Source organism: Streptomyces sp. NPDC002886, from assembly GCF_042888445.1.
Classification (GTDB): domain Bacteria; phylum Actinomycetota; class Actinomycetes; order Streptomycetales; family Streptomycetaceae; genus Streptomyces.
The window spans coordinates 1,347,954-1,373,221 of sequence record NZ_JBIAPV010000001.1 but is presented as its reverse complement, the minus strand read 5'-3'; the positions used below and the strand labels follow the sequence as shown (position 1 = coordinate 1,373,221).

17 protein-coding genes and 1 riboswitch are annotated in these 25,268 nt (G+C 71.7%); of the genes, 11 read left to right on the top strand and 6 right to left on the bottom strand.

From position 1 onward, the window contains the following. Nucleotides 1–503: 503 nt before the first annotated feature. Both ACFYYB_RS06110 and ACFYYB_RS06105 read right to left on the bottom strand, forming a co-directional pair. Nucleotides 504–1,283 carry a hypothetical protein gene (locus ACFYYB_RS06110; protein WP_389433424.1) on the bottom strand — a complete coding sequence of 260 codons (780 nt, stop codon included), beginning with the start codon at nucleotides 1,281–1,283 and terminating at the stop codon, nucleotides 504–506. A gap of 199 nt (nucleotides 1,284–1,482) precedes the next feature. Continuing rightward, the gene (locus tag ACFYYB_RS06105; RefSeq protein WP_389433423.1) at nucleotides 1,483–3,162 is read right to left on the bottom strand and encodes a PucR family transcriptional regulator; all 1,680 of its coding nucleotides are present in this window, start codon (nucleotides 3,160–3,162) and stop codon (nucleotides 1,483–1,485) included. Between the two features lie 254 nt (nucleotides 3,163–3,416). Between ACFYYB_RS06105 and ACFYYB_RS06100 the strand changes: the two genes are divergently transcribed. From ACFYYB_RS06100 to ACFYYB_RS06070, 7 genes are all read left to right on the top strand, one after another. Then, on the top strand, nucleotides 3,417–4,313 hold the full coding sequence (locus ACFYYB_RS06100; RefSeq protein WP_250744166.1) for a xanthine dehydrogenase family protein subunit M: 897 nt from the start codon (nucleotides 3,417–3,419) through the stop codon (nucleotides 4,311–4,313). 2 nt (nucleotides 4,314–4,315) lie between these two features. Then, entirely contained in the window at nucleotides 4,316–4,924 is a 609-nt protein-coding gene (locus ACFYYB_RS06095) for a (2Fe-2S)-binding protein (RefSeq protein WP_274550125.1), read from the top strand. A gap of 2 nt (nucleotides 4,925–4,926) precedes the next feature. Further along, nucleotides 4,927–7,332, top strand: a complete 2,406-nt coding sequence (locus ACFYYB_RS06090; protein WP_389433422.1) for a xanthine dehydrogenase family protein molybdopterin-binding subunit — start codon at nucleotides 4,927–4,929, stop codon at nucleotides 7,330–7,332. A gap of 370 nt (nucleotides 7,333–7,702) precedes the next feature. Next, nucleotides 7,703–9,166, top strand: coding sequence for an NCS2 family permease (locus ACFYYB_RS06085; RefSeq protein WP_389433421.1), 1,464 nt, complete (start codon nucleotides 7,703–7,705; stop codon nucleotides 9,164–9,166). An 82-nt stretch (nucleotides 9,167–9,248) separates the two neighbouring features. Then, complete coding sequence (locus tag ACFYYB_RS06080) at nucleotides 9,249–10,412, top strand: XdhC family protein (protein WP_389433420.1); 1,164 nt, start codon at nucleotides 9,249–9,251, stop codon at nucleotides 10,410–10,412. 120 nt (nucleotides 10,413–10,532) lie between these two features. Beyond that, on the top strand, nucleotides 10,533–11,858 hold the full coding sequence (locus ACFYYB_RS06075) for a YncE family protein (RefSeq protein WP_389433419.1): 1,326 nt from the start codon (nucleotides 10,533–10,535) through the stop codon (nucleotides 11,856–11,858). Between the two features lie 90 nt (nucleotides 11,859–11,948). After that, on the top strand, nucleotides 11,949–13,187 hold the full coding sequence (locus ACFYYB_RS06070; protein WP_389433418.1) for a GNAT family N-acetyltransferase: 1,239 nt from the start codon (nucleotides 11,949–11,951) through the stop codon (nucleotides 13,185–13,187). A gap of 42 nt (nucleotides 13,188–13,229) precedes the next feature. Here the strand turns inward: ACFYYB_RS06070 and ACFYYB_RS06065 are convergent, their stop codons facing one another. Beyond that, the gene (locus ACFYYB_RS06065) at nucleotides 13,230–15,449 is read right to left on the bottom strand and encodes a germacradienol/geosmin synthase (protein WP_389433417.1); all 2,220 of its coding nucleotides are present in this window, start codon (nucleotides 15,447–15,449) and stop codon (nucleotides 13,230–13,232) included. A gap of 223 nt (nucleotides 15,450–15,672) precedes the next feature. After that, complete coding sequence (gene aroD, locus ACFYYB_RS06060; RefSeq protein ID WP_389433416.1) at nucleotides 15,673–16,410, bottom strand: type I 3-dehydroquinate dehydratase; 738 nt, start codon at nucleotides 16,408–16,410, stop codon at nucleotides 15,673–15,675. Between the two features lie 224 nt (nucleotides 16,411–16,634). Here aroD and ACFYYB_RS06055 point away from each other — a divergent pair, with 224 nt between their 5' ends. Continuing rightward, complete coding sequence (locus ACFYYB_RS06055) at nucleotides 16,635–16,853, top strand: hypothetical protein (RefSeq protein ID WP_327303778.1); 219 nt, start codon at nucleotides 16,635–16,637, stop codon at nucleotides 16,851–16,853. A gap of 49 nt (nucleotides 16,854–16,902) precedes the next feature. Here the strand turns inward: ACFYYB_RS06055 and ACFYYB_RS06050 are convergent, their stop codons facing one another. Next, nucleotides 16,903–17,376 (bottom strand): hemerythrin domain-containing protein, encoded by a 474-nt coding sequence (locus tag ACFYYB_RS06050; protein ID WP_389433415.1) that lies wholly within the window; start codon nucleotides 17,374–17,376, stop codon nucleotides 16,903–16,905. 29 nt (nucleotides 17,377–17,405) lie between these two features. Continuing rightward, nucleotides 17,406–21,032, bottom strand: a complete 3,627-nt coding sequence (gene cobN, locus ACFYYB_RS06045; RefSeq protein ID WP_389433414.1) for a cobaltochelatase subunit CobN — start codon at nucleotides 21,030–21,032, stop codon at nucleotides 17,406–17,408. Between the two features lie 53 nt (nucleotides 21,033–21,085). Next, nucleotides 21,086–21,167: riboswitch (cobalamin riboswitch) on the bottom strand. Between the two features lie 466 nt (nucleotides 21,168–21,633). On the opposite strand from cobN, the gene ACFYYB_RS06040 reads away from it, so the two are divergent. From ACFYYB_RS06040 to ACFYYB_RS06030, 3 genes are read left to right on the top strand one after another with little or no spacing between them, the layout of a single operon-like run. After that, the gene (locus ACFYYB_RS06040) at nucleotides 21,634–23,010 is read left to right on the top strand and encodes a cobalamin biosynthesis protein CobG (RefSeq protein ID WP_389433413.1); all 1,377 of its coding nucleotides are present in this window, start codon (nucleotides 21,634–21,636) and stop codon (nucleotides 23,008–23,010) included. Then, nucleotides 23,007–23,654 (top strand): precorrin-8X methylmutase, encoded by a 648-nt coding sequence (locus tag ACFYYB_RS06035; protein ID WP_389433412.1) that lies wholly within the window; start codon nucleotides 23,007–23,009, stop codon nucleotides 23,652–23,654. The genes ACFYYB_RS06040 and ACFYYB_RS06035 overlap by 4 nt, the downstream gene beginning before the upstream one ends. Then, nucleotides 23,651–25,138, top strand: a complete 1,488-nt coding sequence (locus ACFYYB_RS06030) for a precorrin-2 C(20)-methyltransferase (RefSeq protein ID WP_389433411.1) — start codon at nucleotides 23,651–23,653, stop codon at nucleotides 25,136–25,138. The genes ACFYYB_RS06035 and ACFYYB_RS06030 overlap by 4 nt, the downstream gene beginning before the upstream one ends. Nucleotides 25,139–25,268 lie beyond the last annotated feature (130 nt).

Genomic DNA, 25,268 nt, shown 5'->3' with positions numbered 1-25,268 from the left:
TTTAGGCGCCCTGCCTCCGACTCCGACAGGGTGCGGGGTGCTCTAGCGCCACAAATCACGTTTTACGTCCAGGCCAACACCCCACCCCGCCCCCGGCACCGACCCGGCGCCTTCCCGACCCCGGCTGGGAGGACATCCAGACCCGGCCGGGCCGCTTTCAGGCGGTCGGGGATGGGTTTTCTAGCCCGCCCGCGCCCTTTCAGCCGTCCGGAGTTTGAGGACCGGGGCCTGGGGCGGAGCCCCAGGGGGTCCGGGCGTAGCCCGGGACCCCTTCCCAGCCCGTCCGGCGTTTGAGGACCGGGGTCCGGGCAGCGCCAGGGGAACGGTGGAAGGGCGGGTAGGGGAACTCCGCCCCGCAGGGCCCACCTAGTCGCACCCGCCCACCGGACCCCGCGCCGGGACGGCGGTGGCGAGCACCCCGACCGGCCACCGCCGGACGGAGTCCGGTGTGGCTGGGGCGGAGCTGGTGTGGCCCGCCCAGGCCGCATCGGGCGGGCGGTGCGTCAGGAAGGCGTGGGGGCGGGGTGGAGTTGGTCTGCCAGCCAGGTGGGGATGCCGCCCAGGAGGTGGAAGAGGCGGCGGGCCTCGGCGCGGAGGCGGGCGGCCTCCGGTTCCGGTTCGGCTTCGGCCAGGGCCGCCAGGGCGGGGGCCGTGCCGATCAGGAAGCCGAGGTCCTCCCGGATGCGGAGCGATTCCGCGAAGCCCTTGCGGGCTTCGGCGACCTCGCCGTCCCGCAGGGCCAGCGCCGCCAGGTGCCGCCAGGTGAAGGACAGGAGGAGGGTGTCGCCGTGGGCGAGGGCGCCCGCGTGGGCCCGCCGGTAGGCCGGCAGGGCCGATGAGGGCGCGTCCGCCAGGTGCTCCGCGACCAGGCCCCGGCGGAAGTCCAGCAGTGGCCGGGTGCGGGAGCCGGGGGACAGCAGCGCCGCCGCCCGACCCAGGGCGGAGCGGGCCTCGTCGGCCCGGTCGCGTACGCCCAGTACGGTCGCCGCGTACGCCAGGTGACCCCGCTCGCACGCGGCCGCGCCCCGGTCGTCGTCGTCCTGGGAGACCGCTTCGGCCACGCGCAGGGCGTCTTCGGCCTCGGCCCAGCCCTGCCCGGTGAACAGGCAGCGTTCGACCAGGAGCCCGGTCCGCTGCACGGCGGCTCCGGCATCGTGCAGGTGCGGTGTCAGCAGGGCCGCCGCGTCGGTCCAACAGCCGCGCGAGCGCAGCCGCCATATCGCCCGCTGGAGGGGGTCGTCTCCCCCGATAGTTCCGGCACTGGACATGGCGGTATCCGCCACATTGCCCTCCCCAAAGCAACCAAGCAGCACGTCGTTGAGCCCTGGGGCGAAATGAGAGCACGGATCGGCAGGTTCGGCCAAGGGGTCGGGTGAACTCTTTCACAAAGTCCGGACGGATCATCAGCCACCCCCGCCCGGCCTCCAGTCGGGCTGCACTCGGTCCCGACCGGCCCCCCGGCCGGTCAGGCGGTGGATCTTCTCAGCTCATCCGCAGTGCCAGGAAGAAGTCGAGCTTGTCCTCGAGCCGGGAAAGGTCCCGTGCCGTCAACTGCTCGATTCGCCCGACCCGATACCTCAGCGTGTTGACGTGGAGGTGCAGCCGCGTCGCGCAGCGGGTCCACGATCCGTCGCAGTCCAGGAAGGCTTCGAGGGTGGGGATGAGCTCCGCGCGGTGGCGGCGGTCGTAGTCGCGCAGCGGGTCCAGCAGCCGGGCCGTGAAGGCGCGGCGGACGTCGTCCGGGACGAACGGGAGCAGCAGGACGTGCGAGGCCAGCTCGTGGTGCCCGGCCGCGCAGACGCGGCCCGGGCGGGCCGCGGCGACCCGGCGGGCGTGCCGGGCCTCTTCCAGGGCCCCGCGCAGGCCCTCGGCGGAGGACACGGCCGCGCTGACGCCCAGGGTGAGCCGGCCGTCGTCGGCGAGTCCGGCCGCCAGGGGGTCCCGTACGGCCGCGAGCAGCGTTTCCGCGTGCAGGGCGGTGTCGGGGCCCTTCTCCTCGCCGGGCTCCCCGGCGGGCGCGGGCAGCGGTACGAGGGCGATCGCCTCGTCCCCGGCGTGCGCGACGGCGATCCGGTCCGAGGGTTCGGGACCGGAGACGGAGGGGTCGACCAGGATTTCTTCGAGCAGCGACTGGGCTACGGGGCCGCCCGCGATGTCACCGCCGTCCCAGTCCACCCGGGCCACGACGACCTGCCAGTGCGGGGCGGCGCCCAGCCCGGGCAGGAGCACCGGCGCGGCCACCCGCAGGCGGGCGGCGATCTCGGCGGGCGGAGCGCCCGTCTGGACCAGCTCCAGGACCTCCTGGGCGAGGCGCCGGCGCACCGTACGGGCCGCGTCGCGGCGGTCCCGCTCGACGGCGATCAGCTGGGTGACGCCCTGGAGCAGGTCGAGCCGCTCGGCCGGCCAGTCGCCGGCGTCGGCCTCGACGGCCAGCAGCCAGTCGGAGAGCACGCTCTCGCGGACGTCCCGGGCCGCCGGACCGGCGGCGCCGCGCCCGTGTCCCCTGATCGGGAAGAGGGAGTACGTAATACCCTGGAGGGAGATCCGGTGCGGTCCCCTGCGGCCCGTCCGGACCGCCGCGAGGTGCTCGCTCGCCAGTGCCGCGCAGATGCCCGGCGCCAGCGGCTCGCCCGCCCCGGCGATCTGCCGTCCGGTGGGCGAGAGCACCCAGGCCCGGAGATCGAGGTCCGTGGTGAGCAGATCGAGCACCACATCGGGTCCGCCACCGGCCGGACCGGAGGTCATGAGCCGTCGATGGCGGTCCACGACGGCCGCGAGGTCTCCGGCACGCTCTCCCGACACCTGCCGCACCACGTACTCGGTGATGGTGGCGAATGCAACGTCTTCGTTTACAGCGAACAACGGCAGACGGTTGCGAAGACACGCCGAGACGAGGTCGTCGGGAATGTCACCCAGCTCCGCCTCGCCTGCCGCGAGCCCGGCCACGCCGGCGCTCGCGAGGATTCGTACGAACGGCTCGGAGTCGGCTGAATTTCGTCTCCAGGCCAGGCCAGTGAGGACCAGCTCCCCTCCGGATAGGTACCGGCTGGGATCCCGTAGGTCGGTCGTCATGACCCCGCGGACCGTCCGGTCGAGTTCTTCCTCGCCGCCCAGCAGCCGCAGCCCCAGCGCCTCGGTTTCCAGCAGTGCGCGCAGCCGCATGATGTCGCCGCCGATCTGTCTCGAATGTTGCCGTTGGAAATCGGGCAGGTCGTCGCATCCTGCCTTTCATACGAATCTACAAGACGAGGGAGGTCCCCAGCCAACTCCTTCATGGTTTCGGTGACTGCACCCGGGGGACGCAGGGCCGGTGTACTGAGTCCACACCGCGTTAACAGCACGTGAACGACCAGTCGAGGGCCCAACGGCCTCCTGGCTTGAAGTGAACGACCCGATTAAGAAGAAGAGAGCCGCACATGGACTTCCTTCGCCCCGCCAGCTGGGAGGAGGCGCTCGCCGCTAAGGCCGAGTTCCCCACAGCTGTGCCGATTGCGGGTGGCACCGATGTGATGGTCGAGATCAACTTCGACCACCGTCGGCCGGAGTACCTCCTGGACCTGAACCGCATCGGTCTCCTGCGGGAGTGGGAGGTCGGCGAGGACGTGGTACGTCTGGGCGCCTCCGTCCCGTACACGCAGATCATGGAGAACCTCCGCACGGAGCTTCCGGGACTCGCGCTCGCCTCGCACACGGTCGCGTCCCCGCAGATCCGTAACCGCGGCGGTGTCGGCGGCAACCTCGGTTGCGCCTCGCCGGCCGGCGACTCCCACCCCGCGCTCCTCGCGGCGGGTGCCGAGGTCGAGGTGGAGTCCGTACGCGGATCCCGCCTGATCCCGATCGACGAGTTCTACACCGGCGTCAAGCGCAACGCGCTGGCCGCCGACGAGCTCATCAAGACCGTCCACGTCAAGAAGGCGGACGGCCCCCAGCAGTACTCCAAGGTCGGCTCCCGCAACGCGATGGTCATCGCCGTCTGCGCGTTCGGCCTGGCGCTGCACCCCGAGACCCGTACGGTCCGCACCGGTATCGGTTCGGCCGCGCCGACCCCGATCCGGGCGAAGGCCGCCGAGGAGTTCCTCAACGCCGCGCTCGAAGAGGGTGGCTTCTGGGAGTCCGGCAAGGTCATCACCCCGTCGATCGCCAAGCAGTTCGGTGACCTCGCCTCCGGCGCGGCCAACCCGATCGACGACGTCCGCGGCACGGCGAAGTACCGCCGCCACGCGGTCGGCATCATGGCTCGCCGCCAGCTCGTCTGGACGTGGGAGCAGTACCGCGGTTCGAACAACGGCCGCTCGCTTGAAGGGGCTGCGTAATCATGCGCGTCAATTTCACTGTCAACGGCCGTCAGCAGGAAGCCGACGACGTCTGGGAGGGCGAGTCCCTTCTCTACGTCCTGCGCGAGCGCCTGGGCCTGCCCGGTTCGAAGAACGCCTGTGAGCAGGGCGAGTGCGGTTCCTGCACCGTCCGTCTCGACGGCGTGCCGGTCTGTTCCTGTCTGGTCGCGGCCGGTCAGGTCGAGGGTCGCGACGTCGTGACCGTCGAGGGCCTGGCGGAGTTCGCCAAGCAGCGCGAGGAGCACGGCCACGGCGGTGCCTGCGGCACCGGCGGCGGCTGCGGCAGCAAGGGCGGCGTCACCCTGGACGCGGCCAAGCAGTGGCAGGCCAAGCCGGGCGACTCGCAGACCGGCGAGGGCGTCGAGCTCTCCACCATCCAGCAGGCGTTCATCGACGCCGGCGCCGTCCAGTGCGGTTTCTGCACCCCGGGCCTCCTGGTCCAGGCCGACGCGCTGCTGGAGGAGAACCCCTCCCCGTCCGACCAGGACATCCGTGAGTCCCTGTCCGGCAACCTCTGCCGCTGCACGGGCTACGAGAAGATCCTCGACGCGGTCCGCCTCGCGGCCGCCCGTCAGTCTGAGGCGGTCTGACCATGGCCCAGAACACGCGCACGGTCCCGGCGGGTACGCCGACCAACGTCACGCAGAACCACACCAAGGGCGGCATCGGCGAGTCCACGCTGCGCCCGGACGGCACCCTCAAGGTGACCGGTGAGTTCGCGTACTCCTCGGACATGTGGCACGAGGACATGCTGTGGGGCCAGACGCTCCGCAGCACCGTGGCCCACGCCGAGATCGTCTCGATCGACATCTCCGAGGCCCTGGCGATGCCGGGCGTCTACTCGGTGCTGACGTACGACGACCTGCCGGCCGAGATGAAGAACTACGGCCTCGAGATCCAGGACACCCCGGTTCTCGCCAACGGCCGGGTCCGTCACCACGGTGAGCCGGTCGCCCTCGTGGCCGCCGACCACCCGGAGACCGCCCGCCGCGCGGCCGCCAAGATCAAGATCGACTACCGTGAGCTGCCGCTCGTCACGGACGAGGCCTCCGCCCTCGCCGAGGGCGCGCCGCTGATCCACGAGGGCCGCGACGACCACCACATCGGTCACGTCCCGCACCCGAACATCGTGCACCGCCAGCCGATCATCCGCGGCAACGTGGAAGAGGCCCGCAAGCGCGCCGACGTCATCGTCGAGGGCGAGTACACCTTCGGCATGCAGGACCAGGCCTTCCTCGGCCCGGAGTCCGGTCTGGCCGTACCGTCCGAGGACGGCGGTGTCGAGCTGTACGTCGCCACCCAGTGGCTGCACTCGGACCTCCAGCAGATCGCCCCGGTCCTGGGCCTGCCGCCGGAGAAGGTCCGCATGACGCTCTCGGGCGTCGGCGGCGCGTTCGGTGGCCGCGAAGACATCTCGATGCAGATCCACGCCTGCCTCCTGGCCCTGGCCACGAACAAGCCGGTCAAGATCGTCTACAACCGCTTCGAGTCCTTCTTCGGCCACGTGCACCGTCACCCGGCGAAGCTGTACTACGAGCACGGCGCCACCAAGGACGGCAAGCTCACGCACATGAAGTGCAAGATCGTCCTGGACGGCGGCGCCTACGCGTCCGCTTCCCCGGCGGTCGTGGGCAACGCCTCCTCCCTCTCGGTCGGTCCGTACGTCCTGGAGGACGTGGACATCGAGGCGATCGCGCTCTACACGAACAACCCGCCCTGTGGCGCGATGCGCGGCTTCGGCGCCGTCCAGGCCTGCTTCGCCTACGAGGCCCAGATGGACAAGCTCGCGGCGAAGCTGGGCATGGACCCGGTCGAGTTCCGTCAGCTCAACGCCATGGAGCAGGGCACGATCATGCCCACCGGCCAGGTCGTGGACGCTCCGGCGCCCGTCGCCGAGCTGCTGCGCCGGGTCAAGGCCCGCCCGCTGCCGCCGGAGCGCCAGTGGGAGTCCGCCGGCGAGAACGCGGACGTCCGCGCGCTGCCCGGTGGTCTGTCGAACACCACCCACGGTGAAGGCGTCGTCCGCGGCGTCGGCTACGCGGTCGGCATCAAGAACGTCGGCTTCTCCGAGGGCTTCGACGACTACTCCACCGCCCGCGTGACCCTCGAGGTCATCAACGGCGAAGCGGTCGCGATGGTCCACACGGCCATGGCGGAGGTCGGCCAGGGCGGCATCACCGTCCACGCGCAGATCGCCCGTACCGAGCTGGGTGTCACGCAGGTGACCATCCACCCGGCCGACACGCAGGTCGGCTCCGCCGGTTCCACGTCCGCCTCGCGGCAGACGTACATGACCGGTGGCGCCGTGAAGAACACCTGTGAGGCCGTCCGCGAGCGGGTCCTGGAGATCGGCCGGCGCAAGAACGGCTCGTACCACCCCGCGTGGGCGACCGCCGAGCTGCTCCTCGAAGGCGGCAAGGTCGTCACCGATGGCGGAGAGGTCCTCGCGGACATCGCCGACATCCTCGAGGGCGAGGACGCGATCGACATCGAGCTCGAGTTCCGCCACGCCGCGACCGAGCCCTTCGACCTGGTCACCGGCCAGGGCAACGGCCACGTCCAGTACACCTTCGCCGCGCACCGCGCGGTCGTCGAGGTGGACACCGAGCTCGGCCTCGTCAAGGTCGTCGAGCTGGCGACCGCCCAGGACGTCGGCAAGGCGCTGAACATGCTCTCCGTGGTCGGCCAGATCCAGGGTGGTACCACCCAGGGCCTGGGCGTCGCGATCATGGAAGAGATCATCGTGGACCCGAAGACCGCGAAGGTGCGCAACCCCTCCTTCACGGACTACCTGATCCCGACCATCCTCGACACCCCGACCATCCCGGTCGACGTCCTGGAGCTCGCCGACCCGAAGGCCCCGTACGGCCTGCGCGGTATGGGCGAGGCCCCGACCCTCTCGTCCACCCCGGCCGTCATCGCGGCGATCCGGGCGGCGACCGGTCTGGAGATCAACAAGACGCCGATCCGTCCGGAACTGCTCACCGGCACCCTCTAGGACGGCCGGTCCGGGGGCCGCGAGGCCCCCGGACCCCCCAGATTTCCGGGCGGTGTGACACGGGAACGTCACACTTCCAGTCGCACCGCCCGGAGCACAGAAGTCCGGAGTCATCAGCACCGCACCGCTCGCGGTCAAGTTTTCCCCGGAAGTACCCCCCCGTAGTACCCCCCGGGTCACCGCCTACCCCAGGTGACACCAGGAGTACCAGCCGTACCGCAGAACCCTCGCAGTACCCGCAGTACACGCAGTGCACCTTTTGCGTCGCCTCGGGCCGTCACCCCGGGTCGTGCAGCCAAACGCGTTTTCCCAAATCCCGTGTCTCCAATCTTTATGCGGGTGCCCCTTTGAACCTTGGGAGTTAGGCACCATGACCCAGTCCTCTGTGGAGCCCAAGACCAGTGCGGAGGAAGCCGGAGACGGCTCTTCGACCCCCGCTGGACAGTCTTGGCTCGACCGGTACTTTCACATCAGCAAGCGCGGATCCAAGGTCGGAAACGAAGTTCGTGGCGGTATCACGACCTTCATGGCCATGGCTTACATCCTCCTGCTGAACCCCCTGCTGCTTTCCGGCAAGGATGTCGACGGCCACACGATGGCCGCCTCGGCGATCATCACCGCCACGGCGTTCGCCGCGGCCGTCACGACGCTCCTCATGGGCTTCGTCGGCAAGGTTCCCCTCGCGCTCGCCGCCGGCCTCTCCGTGTCCGGCGTGCTGGCCTCGCAGGTGGCCCCCCAGATGACCTGGCCGCAGGCCATGGGCATGTGCGTGGTCTACGGCGTCGTGATCTGTCTCCTGGTCGTCACCGGCCTCCGCGAGATGATCATGAACGCGATACCCCTCGCGCTCAAGCACGCCATCACCATGGGCATCGGCCTCTTCGTCGCCCTGATCGGCTTCGTGAAGGCGGGCTTCGTCGGCAACGGCGGGGAGTTCATGCCCCCCGTCCAGCTCGGTGCGACCGGAGAGCTCTCCGGCTGGCCCGTCCTGCTCTTCGCCATCACCCTGATCGCGATCTTCATGCTCCAGGCCCGCAAGGTGCCCGGCGCGATCCTGATCGGCATCGTCGGTGGCACGGTCCTCGCCGCGATCCTCAACGCCATCGTGGACATCGACCCCAAGGCCTGGAAGAACGGCCCGCCGGAGCTCAGCGGCTCCGCGGTTTCGGCGCCGGACTTCTCGCTCTTCGGTGACGTCTCCTTCGGCGGCTGGGGCGACGTCGGCTACATGACGGTCGGCATGATCGTCTTCACCCTGGTGCTCGCCGGCTTCTTCGACGCGATGGCCACCATCATCGGCGTCGGTACCGAAGCCAAGCTCGCCGACGAGCAGGGCCGCATGCCGGGCCTGTCCAAGGCGCTGTTCATCGACGGTGCCGGTGGCGCCATCGGTGGCATCGCGGGTGGCTCCGGCCAGACCGTGTTCGTCGAGTCCGCGACCGGCGTCGGCGAGGGTGCCCGCACGGGCCTCGCCTCCGTCGTCACCGGCCTGTTCTTCGCCGCCTGCCTCTTCTTCACCCCGATCACGCAGATCGTCCCGGGTGAGGTCGCCTCCGCGGCCCTGGTCGTCATCGGCGCGATGATGATGCAGAACGCCCGCCACGTGGACTGGGCCGACTCCTCGACCTCGATCCCGGTCTTCCTGACCGTCGTGGTCATGCCCTTCACCTACTCGATCACCGCTGGTGTCGCCGCGGGTGTCATCTCCTACGTCGCCATCAAGGTCGCTCAGGGCAAGGCCCGTGAGATCGGCGGCTTCATGTGGGCGCTGACCGGAATCTTCCTGGTCTTCTTCGCGCTCCACCCGATCGAGAGCTGGCTCGGCGTCGGCTGAGCCGGCCGGGTCTGATCCGTAGCAAAACCCGCACCCTCCACGTATCCGATACTGGAATCTGAACCTCTCCGAGGAGGCCCCCATGCTGGACATCGCCGAAGAACTGAACCGGTGGGTCGAGCAGGGACGCGACTTCGCCGTCGCCACGGTCGTGGCGGTCGGCGGGAGCGCACCCCGGCAGCCCGGAGCGGCCCTCGCCGTCGACAGTGACGGCACGGCCATCGGTTCGGTCTCCGGCGGATGCGTGGAGGGTGCGGTGTACGAGCTGTGCCAGCAGGCGCTGGAGGACGGCGAGACCATCCAGGAGCGCTTCGGGTACAGCGATGACGATGCCTTCGCCGTCGGTCTGACCTGCGGCGGAATCATCGACATCCTGGTGACCCCGGTCCCCGTGGGCTCTCCCTCCCGGGAGGTGTTCGCGGCCTCGCTGGCCGCCGCCGCCCGGGGGGAGGCGGCGGCGGTCGCGCGGATCGCCGAAGGCCCGGCCGAGCTCATGGGCCGCGCCGTACTCGTCAGGGGCGAAGGCTCCTACGAGGGCGGATTCGGCGGTCACCCCGAGCTGGACCGGGCCATCGCCGACGAGGCCCGTGCCATGCTCGAGGCCGGCAAGACCGGCGTGCTGGAGATCGGGGCCGACGGCCGCCTCTGCGGAGAGCCGCTCAAGGTGCTGGTCGAGTCCAGCGTCCCGCCGCCCCGGATGGTCGTCTTCGGTGCCATCGACTTCGCCTCCGCGCTCGTGCGGATCGGCAAGTTCCTGGGCTATCACGTCACCCTGTGTGACGCCCGGCCCGTCTTCGCCACGAAGAAGCGTTTCCCCGAGGCGGACGAGATCGTGGTCGACTGGCCGCACCGCTACCTCGAGGAGCAGTCCTCCGCCGGTGCGATCGACGGCCGGACGGTCCTGTGCGTCCTCACGCACGATGCCAAGTTCGATGTCCCCCTTCTCGAACTGGCCCTCAAACTTCCCGTCGCCTACGTCGGCGCCATGGGCTCCCGCCGCACCCACGAGGACCGAAACAAGCGGCTCCGCGAGGTCGGCGTGACCGAGCTCGAGCTGGCCCGGCTGCGCTCCCCGATCGGCCTGGACCTCGGGGCCCGCTCGCCGGAGGAGACCGCGCTGTCCATCGCCGCCGAGATCGTCGCCAACCGGCGCGGCGGCACCGGCGCGGCCCTGACCGGCGCGCACATCCCGATCCACCCGGACGTCGCGAACACGGTGATCAGCAGGATCGGTTCCGTCGCTTGAAGAGCTGACGAGCTTTAGCACGGTGTGTACAGGGCGCAACCCCGTGGGGGTTGCGCCCTTTCGTTGTTCCGCCTATCTTACCGGCCGGTAACAGCGTCTCGCCTTAACGGAGTTGACCGGATGTCTGCCAGTCGATCGAGTAACCGTCGTGAGCGTGGGGCCGGCCGCGCCCTGCCGGCCCTGGCGGCCGTGGCCGCGCTGGCGCTGGCCGCCCTCGCGGTGGGTCCCGCGCCCGCGGCGGGGGCCGGATTCGCGGCGGGCTCCGGGTCCGAGGCGGGCTCCGGGTCCGCGGGTGCGGGCCCGCGCGAGGTCCTGTTCGTGGGCAACAACTGGGAAGGCACCGCCGACGTCCTCGCCTCCACCGGGGACCTGGCCAAGGTGGGCCGGATCGACATGGTTCCGGACAAGGAGGAGCGGCTCCGGGAGATCTACCTCAACCCGGTGAAGCTCGCCTACTTCCTGGGCGTCCGGGCCACCGCGGGCGAGGGCCACGACCAGTTCGTGGACGACATGTACACCACCCCGGACGGCTCCTCCGTCATCGCCTCCCGCCCCAGCTTCGCCGACGTCGTCTCCATCGACGTCCGCACCGGACGCGTCAACTGGCGCTTCCCCGTCGCCGGTTACCGGGCCGACCACATGGCGATCTCCCCGGACGGCACCCGCGTGGCGGTCTCGGCCTCCACCGCCAACACCGTGCACGTCCTCGACATCGCGAGCGGCCGCCAGGCCGGCTCCTTCACCACCGGCGACAAACCGCACGAGAACACCTTCACCCGGGACGGCCGCTTCCTGTGGAACAGCTCCATCGGCGACGTGACCTCCGCCCTCGACGCGCCCTGGCTGGACTGGACGAAGGGTGACCGCAGGATCACGGTCGCCGACGCGCAGACCCTCCGCCCGGTCCGGGTGATCGACATGCGGGCCCGCCTCGACGCCTTCGGGCGCTCCGACCTGTCCGACGCGGTGCGGCCCATGTCCTTCACCCCGGACGAGTCGAAGATGTACTTCCAGGTGTCCTTCTTTAACGGCTTCGTCGAGTACGACGTGGCCGCCGACCGGATCACCCGGATCAAGACCCTCCCGGTGAACCCCGCCACCAGCACCGACCGCACCACCTGGGTCAACGACTCCCGGCACCACGGCATGTCCATGAGCCCGGACGGATCCAAGCTCTGCATCGCGGGGACCATGGACGACTACGCGACCGTCGTGGACCGGGCCACCCTGGAGCAAGGGCCCCTCGTCCCCGCCGCCAAGCCCTACTGGGCCACCGTCGACGGCGACGGCACCGGCTGCGTGATCTCCGAGAGCGCCGCGGACCAGGTCACCGCCATCGACTTCGCCACCGGCGCCAAGCGCGTCTCCGTACCCGTCGGCGACCACCCGCAGCGGGTCCGGCTCGGGCACGTCCCGGCGGACTGGACGGGGCCCGCCGCGCGCTGACCCGCCACCGGACGGGGCGAGAACCGGCCCGCATCGAGAATCGGCCGTTATGAAGTGACTGGTCCACCATGACCGATTAGTCTCCGGATCATGGTGGAGATCCGCGAGGTGCCCGAGTCCGACATCGACCGCGCTCTGGAGCTCGCGTACCTGGTCTTCCACGACCGCCCGGAGAAGGAGGGGCGCGAGCGGCACCACGAGCTGCTCCGCCCCTGCCTGCGGATCGGGGCCTACGACGGCGACGCGCTGGTCGGGTTCATGGCCGCGCACGCCTTCCGGCTCTCGGTGCCCGGGGCGGACCTGCCCTGTCCCGGGCTCACCTTCGTCTCCGTCGCCCCCACCCACCGCCGCCGCGGGGTACTGACCGCGCTGATGGGCGACCTGCTGCGCCGCGCGGGGGCGGCCGGCAGTCCCGTCGCCGCCCTGTGGGCCTCCGAGGCGGCCATCTACGGGCGCTTCGGCTACGGCAGCGCCACCCAGGGCGCCACCATCGAGATCGACTCCACCCGGCCGCTGGCCCTGCGCATCGAGGCGGACCGCAGGCCGCTGCGGCTGGTCGCCCCCGAGGAGGCGGTCGCCGTCGTGGGCCCGTACCAGGAGGCGGCCCGAGCGGTCCGGGCCGGGCGGCCCAGCCGCAGCGAGCGGCGCTGGACCGAGGAGTGGCTCATCGAGCAGGACGAGGAGGACGAGGAGCTCAGCCCACCCCGGATCATCGTCCTGGGGGAGCCGGGCGAACCGATCGCGGGCTACGTCCTCTACCGCACGAAGCCCGAGGAGAACACCGGGGGCGTGCGGGTCCCGGGCCTGGTCCGGGTCGACGAGCTGGAGGCCGACACCCCGGGGGCCGCCGCGGCGCTGTGGGAGTGCGTGGCCTCCCTCGACCTCACCGGCCGGGTCACCGCGTGGGGCCGGCCGGCCGACGACCCGCTGCTGCACTTCGCCGCCGACCGGGACCAGGTCAGGGTCACCGCCGTGTTCCCGGCGCTCTGGCTCCGGCTGGTCGACGTGGCGGCCGCCCTGACCGGCCGGTCGTGGGCCGCGCCCGTGGAACTCGTCCTGGAGCTGACCGACGTACGGCTGCCCGCGAACGCGGGGCGGTTCCTGCTGAAGGCCGGGCCGGACGGCGCGGCGTACGAGCCCGCCGCAGCGGGCCGGGCCCCGGACCTGACCCTGGACGTACGGGAGCTCGCGGCCTGCTACCTCGGCGGGACCCGAGCCGTCGAACTGGCCGCGGCGGGACTGCTGGTGGAGCACACCGCCGGCGCGGCAGCGGCCCTGGACGCCGGGCTGCGCACCGCGCTGCTCCCGCACACGGCGGACGAGTTCTGAAGGGTCCGCGGCGGGGAGGACGGCCCCCGCCGCGGATCCGGCTCAGGGGGTGGGCAGGGAGATCCGGGCCGCCGACATGCCGAAGTCGGAGCTCAGGACCCCGGTGGAGATCCCGTCACCCAGGCGGTGCAGGTGCTCCTCGCGGTAACGGACCGTCTTCTCGTGCCAGTTCAGGATCCCGGCCAGCCAGTCCTTCAACTCGCCCACGTACGCGTCGAGTCCGGCCCGGGCTTCGGCGTCCAGCTTCCAGTCGTCGTAGAGCAGGGGCAGCTGGTTCGCGACGATGTGCTCGAACTCCTCGGTGCGCTGGGTCATCAGCGAGTGGCAGATGTGCAGCGCCTTCTCGTAGCCGATGTCGAAGAAGTTGCGGGTGACGAGCACGTAGTTGTGCACCTCGCCCTCGACCTCCACCTCCTTCTGGTACGAGAAGATGTCGTTCATCAGGCACGCGGAGTCGGCCGCCGCGTTCTCCAGCGAACGGATGGTGCCCGAGGCGTAGATGTCCTGGGGGATGCCCCGGCCCGCCTGGCCCAGCCGGCACAGGTACATCGTCAGGTGCGAGCCGAAGGTGTGCCGGCGCATCTCCGCGTAGTCCACCGGGTCGGGGATGCGGTTCTGGATCTGGTTCTCCATCTCCCACAGCCAGCTGTGCAGCATGCTCACGAGGGTGGCCCGGAATTCGGCCCGGACCTCGGGGGACATGTCCTTGCCGGTGCGCACCCACAGGTCGCCGAGGGACCGCTCCATCGCGGTCAGTCCCACCGGCTGCTCGGCGTGGTCCACCGGGAGCATGGCGACGAGCCGCGCGGTGGTGGCCTTGGCGGCGGAGAGGTTCTTGGACTGGGCGAAGACCACCGGGTAGTAGTCGTCCCCGTACGTGCCCCAGGTCAGCCAGCAGGCGTTGAGGGCCAGGGCCTCGGGGGTGGCGTCGGGGTCGATGCCGGCGGAGCAGAGCGCGAAGTCGTAGCCGCGCAGCTTCTCCTCGTTCCAGATCGCCGAGCCGGGGTCGCCGGGCTGCGGATCGATCAGACCCATCCGCCGGGCCCAGGCGACGGATTCCTCGCGGGCGCGGGCGTGGTGGGGGCTCAGGGTGAGCGGGAACGGCATGTAGACGTCCGGGACGACGGACGGGCCGGTCGGCTCGAAGGGGACGTGGGTGAAGGAGCGCCGGCGCAGTTCCAGGGCGCGGGGGGCGAGGATGGAGCGGAGGTCGAGGGCGGTGGTGCCGAGGCCGGTGGGCATGAACGGGAGGGTGAGCGGGGCCGTGGCCCGGGCCTCCTTGTTCATGTAGCGGCTGGAGACCATGTGCCACTCGTGGCCGCCGGACTGCCAGTCCTGGAGCCCCTTGGCGTAGGCGAGGACGGCGGCGATCTCCGCCGGGTTCATGGCGTGGTCGGCGAAGAGCTGCGGGAGTTCGGCGAGGGCGGTCTGCTCGAACTGCTGGAGCCGGGAGGTGAGGAGGTCGTTGGAGGCCTCGGCTGCCTCCTGGGTGGTGCAGTCGAGGAAGGTCTCCAGCACCAGGATGGCGTTGGACAGTTCACCCTCCTCGGAGACCTCGCGCTGGTAGGAGAAGATGTCGTTCCTGATGTGCACGGCGTCGGAGAAGGAATCGCGCAGCACGCCGAGGGGGCGGGAGTGCGCGACGCGGGCCGGAACCTCCGCGGACACGTACTCGATGAGCCCGGCCGACCAGGGCGCCCCGCCGACCTTGCGGCGCATCTCGATGTATTCGAGGGGGTTGGAGACCCGTCCGATGTTGATGTTGGCGAGTTCCCACATCGACTCGTCGAGCAGGTTCTTGGTGGACAGGGAGAACCGTTCCCGCCAGTCCATCGACATGGCCGGGACGGTACGGGCCCACAGGTCGGCGAGTCCGGCCTCGACGGGGTTGGTCGCCTCGGGGAACCCGTCCGCCAGGTCCATCGGCATGAAGGCGCCGAGCCGGTCGAGGTAGGCCTTGGCGCCCGCGCGGTCCTGGGAGCGCTTGAACATCTCCAGGAAGTGGTCGTCGAAGAAGAACACCCACACGTACCAGTCGGTGACCAGGGACAACGCCTCGCTGCCGCAGTCGGGGTGGGTGTACGAGCAGAGCAGGGCGTAGTCGTGCGAGTCGAGGTCGCTCTCCTCCCAGACGCCGGAACCTTCCAGCATCCCGAAGTCGCGGGCCCACTTCTTGGTGTGGACCCTGGCGTCCTCCAGGTGGGGGTTCAGTCGCGCCGGATAAGGCACATAGAAATCCGGCAGTTGAAACGGCTGCGTCACGGCAGGGTGGGCCTTTCATCTGACTGTCTCGTTGGTTCCTCACGAGATCAGCAGGGCACTACCCGTGTTGCCGGTGGGATAAGGGGGACTTCACTTCATCAGGTGACGTGTGCGTCGTTCCGCGACGGATGGGGCCGGTGACCGGTAGAGGGGCCGATGGGGCGGCCGGGGAGGGTTCGGGTCGGCTGGCCGGGGAGGCGGTGACCCTCCCCGGCGAGGGGGCTCAGGCCCCGGCGGACTTCCGCTCGTCGAAGGCCGGGTAGAACTTGCGCAGCAGGCCGAAGGTCTCGGGGAAGTCGAGCTGGCCCGGAGCGGAGCTGGCACCGAAGAAGGAGTACGTGATCCGGGACCCCAGGGCCGGGAAGAAGACGCGGGAGACGGCTCCGGTCTCGCCCATGGCGATGACGATCAGCCGGGTGTCCTCGGCCCCGGCGCGCAGCAGCAGCGAGGCCAGCCGCCGTACGTCGTCCTGGGACCGCACCATGGTGGACACCTTGACCACGTCGGCGCCGGCACTCTTCGCGTCGTCGATGACGGTCTGGAGTTCCTCGGTGGCCGGGGTGAATTCGAAATTGTGATAGGAGACGAGCGCCACCGTGTCGTGCCGGTGGGCGGCCTCGATCACCTCGGACAGGATTTCTCCGGAGGAGAGCTCGATGTCCACGGCCTGGACCTGAGGGGCGAGCGCGCGGAACAGTTCGAGCCGCTCGGCCTCGGTGCCCTTCCAGTCGCCGCCTTCGCGGGCGGACCGGATGGTGGCCAGTACGGGCAGCGTCTTGAACGCGTCCACCTGCGCGAGGACATGGGCCGTGTCGGTCGCCGCGTACCGGTCGACGCGCAGTTCGGCCACGTCGACGCCCGCGTTCTTGGCGGCGTGTGCGCGCGGCTCGGTCTCGCTGTCGTCGAAGCTGACGGCCACCAGCGGAATCCCGCCGTCGAGAAGGGCCCGCAGTGAATTCATTTCTTGGTCACAGCCTTTTCGATTCCGATATCCGACGCGAGGCGCAGGGTGAACGGGGCGGATTATACGTGGAATCGGTAAGGGTGAGGGTGGGTGCCCGCTCCTTGGCCGGAAGGGTGCCCGGCGCGCTCGCGGTGTAGCTGGTGTCGCACCCCGACATGCTTGTCCGATTGTTCTAGGTTTGTCCCATCAGTTCATACTTTCGAGTTCCGGGAGAGAGACTCATGGCGATCGACCTCGACAAGGTGCTGGACAAGGCGTGGGCCGACAAGCCGCTCGCGGAGGTGCTCGCGGCGCCGGTGGCCGCGCTCAAGGGCGTCACCGACAAGGACGGCGAGCTGCTGCTCGAAGCCTTCGGCGTGAAGACCGTCGCCGACTTCGGCCAGCTGAAGTACGCGCGCTGGGCCCAGGCGCTGGTCGCGTTGAACCAGACCAGCAAGTAAGAGGGTCGGCGCACCGGCCATCCGGCGCGCCGGCCATCCGGCGCACCGGCTACCCGGCGGGCCTCAGGTCCCCGTCGGGGTGGGCCGTGCGCCAGGCCTTGATGGACAGGTCCCAGTCGTCGCCCGTCAGGGCGGTGAGGGACGCGGGAAAGAGGCCGTCCTCCTCTTTCGCGATGTGATGGTGGAGCTCCTCCACCGCCCGGCGCAGGGCCGCGGCGTCCGCCGGGTCCGCCAGGTCGGCGCCGGCGAGGAACGCCGCCAGTTCGCGGTGCTCCTCGACCAGCGCCGCGATGTACGGGGCGTACTCCGGGTCCTGCTCCATGACGGTGAACAGGCCGTCCTCCTCGCCCTTCCAGTGGGCGAGCAGGACGGCCGTCATCTCCGTGACGAGGGCACGCGCCCTCGGGAGGTCCCCCGTATCCAGGGCGCGCAGCGCGTCGCCCGCGGCGTTCGTCACCGCCTCGTGCTCGGCGATGAACTCCTTGATCAGGGGGATCTCACGGCAGCCGCAGTAGTGGCACATGCGGCCAGTCTGATCCAGCCGGTGTCCGGTTAGTCGCTTTCGCCTTCGAGGTTGCCCTCCGTGTCCAGGTACACCTGGCGCAGCGCCTCCAGGACCTGCGGGTCCGGCTTCTCCCACATGCCGCGGGACTCGGCCTCCAGCAGCCGCTCCGCGATCCCGTGCAGGGCCCAGGGGTTGGCCTCCTCCAGGAAGGCGCGGTTCTCCGGGTCCAGGACGTACGTCTCGGTCAGCTTGTCGTACATCCAGTCGGCGACCACACCGGTCGTGGCGTCGTAGCCGAAGAGGTAGTCGACCGTGGCCGCGAGCTCGAAGGCGCCCTTGTAACCGTGGCGGCGCATCGCCTCGATCCACTTCGGGTTCACCACGCGGGCACGGAAGACCCGGGAGGTCTCCTCGACCAGCGTGCGCGTCTTGACCGTCTCGGGCCGGGTCGAGTCCCCGATGTACGCCTCGGGGGCCGTGCCGCGCAGGGCGCGGACGGTGGCCACCATGCCGCCGTGGTACTGGAAGTAGTCGTCGGAGTCGGCGATGTCGTGCTCACGGGTGTCGGTGTTCTTCGCCGCGACCGTGATCCGCTTGTAGGCGGTCTCCATCTCCTCGCGCGCCGCGCGCCCTTCCAGGCCCCGGCCGTACGCGTACCCGCCCCACACCGTGTAGACCTCCGCGAGGTCGGCGTCGGTGCGCCAGTCGCGGGAGTCGATCAGCTGCAGGATGCCCGCGCCGTACGTGCCCGGGCGCGAGCCGAAGATGCGGGTGGTGGCCCGCCGCTCGTCCCCGTGCACCGCCAGGTCGGCCTGCGCGTGGGCCCGTACGAAGTTGTCCTCCGCGGGCTCCTCCAGCGAGGCCGCCAGCCGTACCGCGTCGTCCAGCAGGCCGATGACGTGCGGGAACGCGTCCCGGAAGAAGCCCGAGATGCGCAAGGTCACGTCGATGCGCGGACGGCCGAGCTCCGCGAGCGGGATCGGCTCCAGGCCGGTGACGCGGCGCGAGGCCTCGTCCCAGACAGGGCGGACACCGAGCAGCGCCATGGCCTCGGCCACGTCGTCGCCCGAGGTGCGCATCGCGCTGGTGCCCCACAGGGACAGGCCGACGGAGGCGGGCCATGCGCCGTTGTCCGTGCGGTAGCGGGTCAGGAGGGAGTCGGCGAGCGCCTGGCCGGTCTCCCACGCGAGGCGGGAGGGGACGGCCTTCGGGTCCACCGAGTAGAAGTTGCGGCCGGTCGGCAGCACGTTGACCAGACCGCGCAGCGGGGAGCCGGACGGGCCCGCCGGGACGAATCCGCCGTCCAAGGCGCTAACCACGTGGGCGATCTCGTCGGTGGTGCCGGCCAGGCGCGGGACGACCTCGCGGGCCGCGAAGTCCAGTACGGCCGCCACGTCCGCGGAGTGGCCGGCGGCGACCGAAGCCACCGCCTCCGGGGCCCAGTTCGCGTCCTCCATCGCCTGGACCAGCGCGCGGGCCGTCTCCTCCGCCTCGTCGGCGGTGGTGCGGGTGGCCGCGGACTCGTCGAGGCCGAGCGCTTCGCGCAGACCGGGCAGGGCCGTCGTACCGCCCCAGATCTGGCGGGCGCGCAGGATGGCGAGGACCAGGTTGACGCGGGCATCGCCGGTCGGGGCGCCGCCCAGGACGTGCAGACCGTCGCGGATCTGGGCGTCCTTGATCTCGCACAGCCAGCCGTCGACGTGGAGCAGGAAGTCGTCGAAGCCGTCGTCGTCGGGGCGCTGCTCCAGACCCAGGTCGTGGTCCAGCTTCGCGGCCTGGATCAGGGTCCAGATCTGCGCGCGGATGGCCGGCAGCTTCGCCGGGTCCATGGCGGAGATCTGGGCGTACTCGTCGAGGTGCTGTTCCAGGCGCGCGATGTCGCCGTACGACTCCGCGCGCGCCATCGGCGGCACCAGGTGGTCGACCAGGGTGGCGTGCACGCGGCGCTTGGCCTGGGTGCCCTCGCCCGGGTCGTTGACCAGGAACGGGTAGATCAGGGGCAGGTCGCCGAGCGCGGCGTCGGGGGCGCAGGACGCCGACAGGCCGGCGTTCTTGCCCGGCAGCCACTCCAGGTTGCCGTGCTTGCCCAGGTGGATCATCGCGTCGGCGCCGAAACCGCCGTCCTCGGCGCGCGCCTGGATCCAGCGGTACGCGGCGAGGTAGTGGTGCGAGGGCGGCAGGTCGGGATCGTGGTAGATCGCGATCGGGTTCTCGCCGAAGCCGCGCGGCGGCTGGATGAGGATGAGGAGGTTGGCGCGGCGCAGGGCGGCGAGCACGATGTCGCCCTCGGGGTTCGCGGAGCGGTCCACGAACATGTTGCCCGGGGCCTCGCCCCAGTGCCGCTCGACGCTTTCGCGCAGATCGGCCGGGAGTTCGGCGAACCAGCGCTTGTAGTCGGCCGCCGGGATGCGGACCGGGTTGCGGGCGAGCTGCTCCTCGGTGAGCCAGTCCTGGTCGTGGCCGCCGGCCTCGATCAGGGCGCGGATCAGCTCGTCGCCGTCGCCGGAGACCAGGCCCGGGACGTCCTCGACGGGACCGAAGTCGTAGCCGCCCGCGATGAGGGTGCGCAGCAGTTCCACGGCGCTGGCCGGGGTGTCCAGGCCGACCGCGTTGCCGATGCGGGAGTGCTTGGTCGGGTACGCGGACAGGACCAGGGCGATCTTCTTGTCGCGGCGCTCGATGTGGCGCAGGCGTGCGTGGCGCACGGCGATGCCGGCCACGCGGGCGGCCCGCTCGGGGTCGGCGACGTAGGCGGGCAGCCCGTCCTCGTCCAGCTCCTTGAAGGAGAAGGGGACGGTGATCAGGCGGCCGTCGAACTCCGGGACGGCGACCTGGGTGGCGGCGTCGAGGGGGGACAGGCCCTCGTCGTTCGCCTCCCAGGCGGACCGGGAGCCGGTCAGGCACAGGGCCTGCAGGATCGGCACGCCGAGGGCGGCCAGGGCGCCGGCGTCCCAGGACTCGTCGTCACCGCCGGCGGAGGCGGTGGCGGGCTTCGTGCCGCCGGCGGCCAGGACCGTGGTGACGATCGCGTCGGCGGACGCGAGCTGCGCGATCAGCTCCGGCTCCGGGGAGCGCAGGGAGGAGACGTAGAGCGGGAGCGCCTGGGCCCCGTGGGCCTCGATCGCCTCGGCGAGGGTGTGCACGAAGGCGGTGTTGCCGCTCATCTGGTGCGCGCGGTAGTAGAGCACCGCGATGCGGGGCCCTCCCTCGAGGGGGGCGCGCTGCGGGGTGCGCTCCAGCGGGCCCCACGTGGGGGAGGCCGCCGGGGGCTCGAAGCCGTGGCCGGTGAGCAGCACGGTGTCGGAGAGGAAGCGCGCCAGCTGGTCCAGGTTGGCCGGGCCGCCGTGGGCGAGGTAGCCGTGCGCCTCGGCGGCGATGCCGATCGGGACGGTCGAGGCTTCCATCAGCTGGGCGTCGGGGGCCTGTTCGCCGGTCAGCACGACCACCGGGCGGGTCTGGCCGGGGGCCAGGAGCAGGTCGAGGCCTTCCTGCCAGGCGCGCAGGCCGCCGAGGAGGCGTACGACGACCAGGGTGACGCCGTCGAGGAGACCGGGGAGGTCGTCGAGGGGAAGGCGGGAGGGGTTGGCGAAGCGGTACGGGACGGGAGCGTCCCCCGCGTTCGCCGCGCGGGCGCTGAGAAGATCGGTGTCGGACGTCGACAGCAGCAGGATCATGCGGCGGCAGGCCTTCCTCGGGGTTTCCGCGCCCCGGGCAGTGAGGACGGCGGGAGTTCCTGACTCATCCGGTGCGGCCGGGGCCGCGCGGATTCACAGTGGCGGGACCGCGCCGGATTCGCACCGGGCTTCCTCCCATGTCGCCGTCCTCGGCGATGGCGGGCCTGTTGGCCGCCTTGGACTCATCCTAGGGGGCGGGGTCCCCGGCCGGGAGCGGGGGCCCTCCGGGGGTACGGGAGCCCTCCGCGCGGCGCCGTCGCCGGGGGCCGGCCCCCGGACCTCCGCTCCTCAAACGCCGGAGGGGCTGGATATTCCCCACACGTTGCGGTCACGTGCGGACTGAGGCCGGCCACATCCAGCCTCGTCGGCGTGTGAGGCGTGGGTCCGGGCGGAGCCCGGGGAACGGTGGAAGGGCGGGTAGGGGACTTCGGCCCCGCGCAGCGGCACGCGGGGGTCCGGGCAGCGCCCGGAGGGTTCGGGTGGGGCCCGGACGGATTCCGTGGAGGCGGGGCGTGGGGCTGGATTCGGGCAGTCGTCAGGCTGGAACGGGGTGGTGTGGGCCACAGGGGGCGGGCGCAGAATCGTGGGTATGCTCGCCGCCATGCCCACGCCCCCCTCCGCCACCGCGCGGGACGAACCCGTCATACGGGATCGCGGCGACGCCTGCCCCGGCGCGCTGCGCCTGCATGCCGCCGACGACGGGTACCTGGCGCGGGTCCGGATCCCGGGGGGTCTGCTGACCGGCCGGCAGGCCTCGGTGCTGGCGCTGGCCGCCGACCGCTTCGGGGACGGGCACCTGGAGCTCACCTCGCGGGGGAACGTGCAGCTGCGCGGGCTCGCCGAAGGATGCGGCACGGGGCTGGCGGAGCTGCTGGACGGGGCCGGGCTGCTGCCCGCCCCCGGCCACGAGCGGGTACGGAACATTGTCGCGACCCCGCTGTCCGGGATCGGGAGCTCCGGGCGGCCCCATGTGACGCCCTGGGTCGGCGAGTTGGACCGGCTGCTGTGCGCGAGCACCCGTGCGACGGCCCTGTCCGGGCGGTTCCTGTTCGCCATCGACGACGGGCGCGGAGACGTCGCCGCGCTCGACCCCGATGTCACCCTGCTCGGCGGACCGCGGGGCCGGGCGCTGGTCCGGCTCGGCGCCGCCCCGGGCGCCGTGGAGGTGGACGCCGCCGACGTGCCGCGGGCGGCCCTGCTCGCGGCCGAGTACTTCCTCGACTCCGCCGACGCCGCCGGTACCCGGGCCTGGCGGGTGTCCGAACTGCCCGCCGAGCACGCCCTGTTGGAAGGGGAGTTCGCGCTGCGGCTCGGGTCGGCGGGTATCGCGGCCGACGTCCTTCCCGAGGTGGCCTGGCCCTACGCGCCGCCGCCCAGGCCCTGGGGCCCCGGCACCGGTGACCGGACGGCGCTGTGCGTCCTGCCCCCGCTCGGCCGGCTCACCGCCGACCAGTGGCGGGTGCTGGTGGACGTCGCGGCCGGCGGGGAAGAGGGCTGGGAAGGCGGCTGGGCGGACAGCGGTGAGGGCGGCGGCGAGCTGCGGGTCACCCCGTGGCGGAGCATCGTCCTGCCCGGCGCGAGCACCGTGCGGCGGCCGGTCGAGGGCTACGCGCGGCTCGTGGCCGCGGGCCTGTCCGTCGCACCCGACGGCCCCTGGGAGTCCGTCACCGCCTGTACGGGGCGGCCGGGTTGCGCCAAGGCGCTGTCCGACGTGCGCGCCGACGCGCGGGCCGTCGTGGACGCGCAGGGCGCGAACGGTGCCCTCGGCGATGATCGGGCCGGCCGCGGCGCGCCCGTCCACTGGTCCGGGTGCGAGCGCCGCTGCGGGCACCCGCGCGGCACCGCCTGGGTCGACCTCGTCGCCACGCCCGACGGGTACCGGCTCGACGGCCGCCCGGTGCCGTCCCACGAACTTGCCCAGGCCGTCGCCGACGCGCGCAGCCAACCCCGAGTGTCCGAAGACGCAGTGAAGAAATGAGCGAGTACACCGTGTTCGAGTACGAGAAGGACGGCGCCGAGATCTACCGCCAGTCCTTTGCCACGATCCGCGCCGAGGCGGACCTTTCCGGGCTGCCCGCCTCGGTCGCCCAGGTCGCGGTGCGCATGATTCACGCCTGCGGGATGACCGACCTGACCCGGGACCTGGGCTACTCGCCCGAGGTCGTGCTGAGGGCGCGCGCCGCCCTGGAGGCCGGTGCCCCGATCCTGTGTGACGTGCAGATGGTCGCCAGCGGGGTCACCCGCAAGCGGCTGCCCGCCGACAACCAGGTGATCTGCACCCTCTCCGACCCGGCCGTGCCGGATCTCGCCGCGAAGATGGGCACGACGCGCAGCGCCGCCGCCCTCGAAGTCTGGCGGGACCGTGGCCTGTTGGAGGGTTCGGTGATCGCCGTCGGGAACGCGCCGACCGCGCTCTTCCGGCTCCTGGAGATGATCGAGGAGGGCGCCCCGCGCCCCGCCGCGGTCATCGGGGTCCCCGTCGGATTCATCGGCGCCGCCGAGTCCAAGGACGCCCTCGCCGAACACCCCTCCGCACTCGACCACTTGATCGTCCGTGGCCGCCGCGGCGGCAGCGCCATGGCCGCGGCCGCCGTCAACGCCATCGCGAGCGTGGCCGAATGAGCACCGGACGGCTCTACGGGGTCGGGCTCGGGCCCGGCGACCCCTCGCTGATGACGCTGCGCGCCGTCGAGGTGATCGCGGAGGCCGACGTGGTCGCGTACCACTCCGCCCGCCACGGCCGCTCGATCGCCCGCTCCATCGCCGCGAAGCACCTGCGCGCGGACCACATCGAGGAGCCGCTGGTCTACCCGGTCACCACCGAGACCACCGACCACCCCGGCGGCTACCAGGGGGCGATGGAGGAGTTCTACGAGGCCGCCGCCGCCCGGCTCGCCGCCCACCTGGACGCCGGCCGGACCGTCGCCGTGCTCGCGGAGGGCGACCCGCTCTTCTACAGCTCGTACATGCACATGCACAAGCGGCTCTCCGACCGGTACGAGACCGAGGTGATCCCCGGGGTGACCTCGGTGAGCGCCGCGGCCGCCCGGCTCGGCACCCCGCTCGTGGAGGGCGAGGAGGTGCTGACGATCCTGCCCGGCACCCTCTCCGAGGAGGAGCTCACGGCCCGCCTCGCCGCCACCGACTCGGCGGTCGTCATGAAGCTCGGCCGCACCTTCCCCGCCATCCGGCGGGCCATGGAGAACAGCGGCCGGATCGCCGAGGCGCGCTACGTGGAGCGTGCCACGATGGCGGGGGAGCGGACGGGCCTCCTGGCGGACACCGACCCCGACTCCGTCCCCTACTTCGCCGTCGCCGTGGTGCCCAGCCGGATCGGGAACCCGGGCAGCGTGCCGTCCGGCCCCGGCGAGGTCGCCGTCGTCGGCACCGGCCCGGCCGGGCCGCTGTGGCTGACCGCCGAGACGCGGCGGGTGCTGGCCGACGCCGAGGTGCTGGTCGGGTACACGACCTACCTGGACCGGGTCCCGGTCAAGCCGGGCCAGATCCGGCACGGCTCGGACAACAAGGTCGAGTCGGAGCGCGCCGAGTTCGCGCTCGACCTCGCCCGGCGCGGCAAGCGGGTCGCCGTGGTCTCCGGCGGCGACCCCGGGGTCTTCGCCATGGCCACCGCCGTCTTGGAGGTCGCGGGGCAGCCCGAGTACAAGGACGTGCCCGTACGGGTGCTGCCCGGGGTGACGGCCGCCAACGCGGCGGCGGCCCTGGCCGGTGCGCCGCTCGGCCACGACTACGCCACCATCTCCCTCTCGGACCGGCTCAAGCCCTGGGAGGTCATCGCGGAGAGGCTGCGCGCGGCCGCCGCGGCCGATCTGGTCCTGGCCCTGTACAACCCGGGCTCCCGCAGCCGGAACTGGCAGGTGGCCCGCGCTCGCGAACTGCTGCTGGAGCTGCGCGCGCCGCAGACCCCGGTGGTCGTCGCGCGCGACGTGGGCGGGCCGGAGCAGTCGGTGCGGATCGTCACGCTGGCCGAACTGGAGCCGTCCGAGGTGGACATGCGGACGATCCTGCTGATCGGCTCCTCGCAGACCCAGGTGACCGAGCGGCCCGACGGGTCGCGGGTGACCTGGACCCCGCGCCGTTACGGCTGACGCCGGGCGGGTCTGTGCCGGGGAGCTCCGCCGACTTGGCGGGGGCCCGGTGGGCGGGTTCGGGTGGTTCGGCCCTGCGGGGCGAAGTCCCCTACCCGCCCTTCGCCCGTTCCCCGGGGCTCCGCCCCGG

Coding starts and splice junctions, on each gene's coding strand:
- ACFYYB_RS06055 (WP_327303778.1), top strand. CDS start 16,635: ATGGCGATCGACCTCGACAAGGTGCTGGACAAGGCGTGGGCCGACAAG.
- ACFYYB_RS06035 (WP_389433412.1), top strand. CDS start 23,007: ATGAGCGAGTACACCGTGTTCGAGTACGAGAAGGACGGCGCCGAGATC.
- ACFYYB_RS06095 (WP_274550125.1), top strand. CDS start 4,316: ATGCGCGTCAATTTCACTGTCAACGGCCGTCAGCAGGAAGCCGACGAC.
- cobN (WP_389433414.1), bottom strand. CDS start 21,032: ATGATCCTGCTGCTGTCGACGTCCGACACCGATCTTCTCAGCGCCCGC.
- ACFYYB_RS06105 (WP_389433423.1), bottom strand. CDS start 3,162: ATGCGGCTGCGCGCACTGCTGGAAACCGAGGCGCTGGGGCTGCGGCTG.
- ACFYYB_RS06085 (WP_389433421.1), top strand. CDS start 7,703: ATGACCCAGTCCTCTGTGGAGCCCAAGACCAGTGCGGAGGAAGCCGGA.
- ACFYYB_RS06070 (WP_389433418.1), top strand. CDS start 11,949: ATGGTGGAGATCCGCGAGGTGCCCGAGTCCGACATCGACCGCGCTCTG.
- ACFYYB_RS06090 (WP_389433422.1), top strand. CDS start 4,927: ATGGCCCAGAACACGCGCACGGTCCCGGCGGGTACGCCGACCAACGTC.
- ACFYYB_RS06040 (WP_389433413.1), top strand. CDS start 21,634: ATGCCCACGCCCCCCTCCGCCACCGCGCGGGACGAACCCGTCATACGG.
- ACFYYB_RS06080 (WP_389433420.1), top strand. CDS start 9,249: ATGCTGGACATCGCCGAAGAACTGAACCGGTGGGTCGAGCAGGGACGC.
- ACFYYB_RS06050 (WP_389433415.1), bottom strand. CDS start 17,376: ATGTGCCACTACTGCGGCTGCCGTGAGATCCCCCTGATCAAGGAGTTC.
- ACFYYB_RS06030 (WP_389433411.1), top strand. CDS start 23,651: ATGAGCACCGGACGGCTCTACGGGGTCGGGCTCGGGCCCGGCGACCCC.
- aroD (WP_389433416.1), bottom strand. CDS start 16,410: ATGAATTCACTGCGGGCCCTTCTCGACGGCGGGATTCCGCTGGTGGCC.
- ACFYYB_RS06100 (WP_250744166.1), top strand. CDS start 3,417: ATGGACTTCCTTCGCCCCGCCAGCTGGGAGGAGGCGCTCGCCGCTAAG.
- ACFYYB_RS06075 (WP_389433419.1), top strand. CDS start 10,533: ATGTCTGCCAGTCGATCGAGTAACCGTCGTGAGCGTGGGGCCGGCCGC.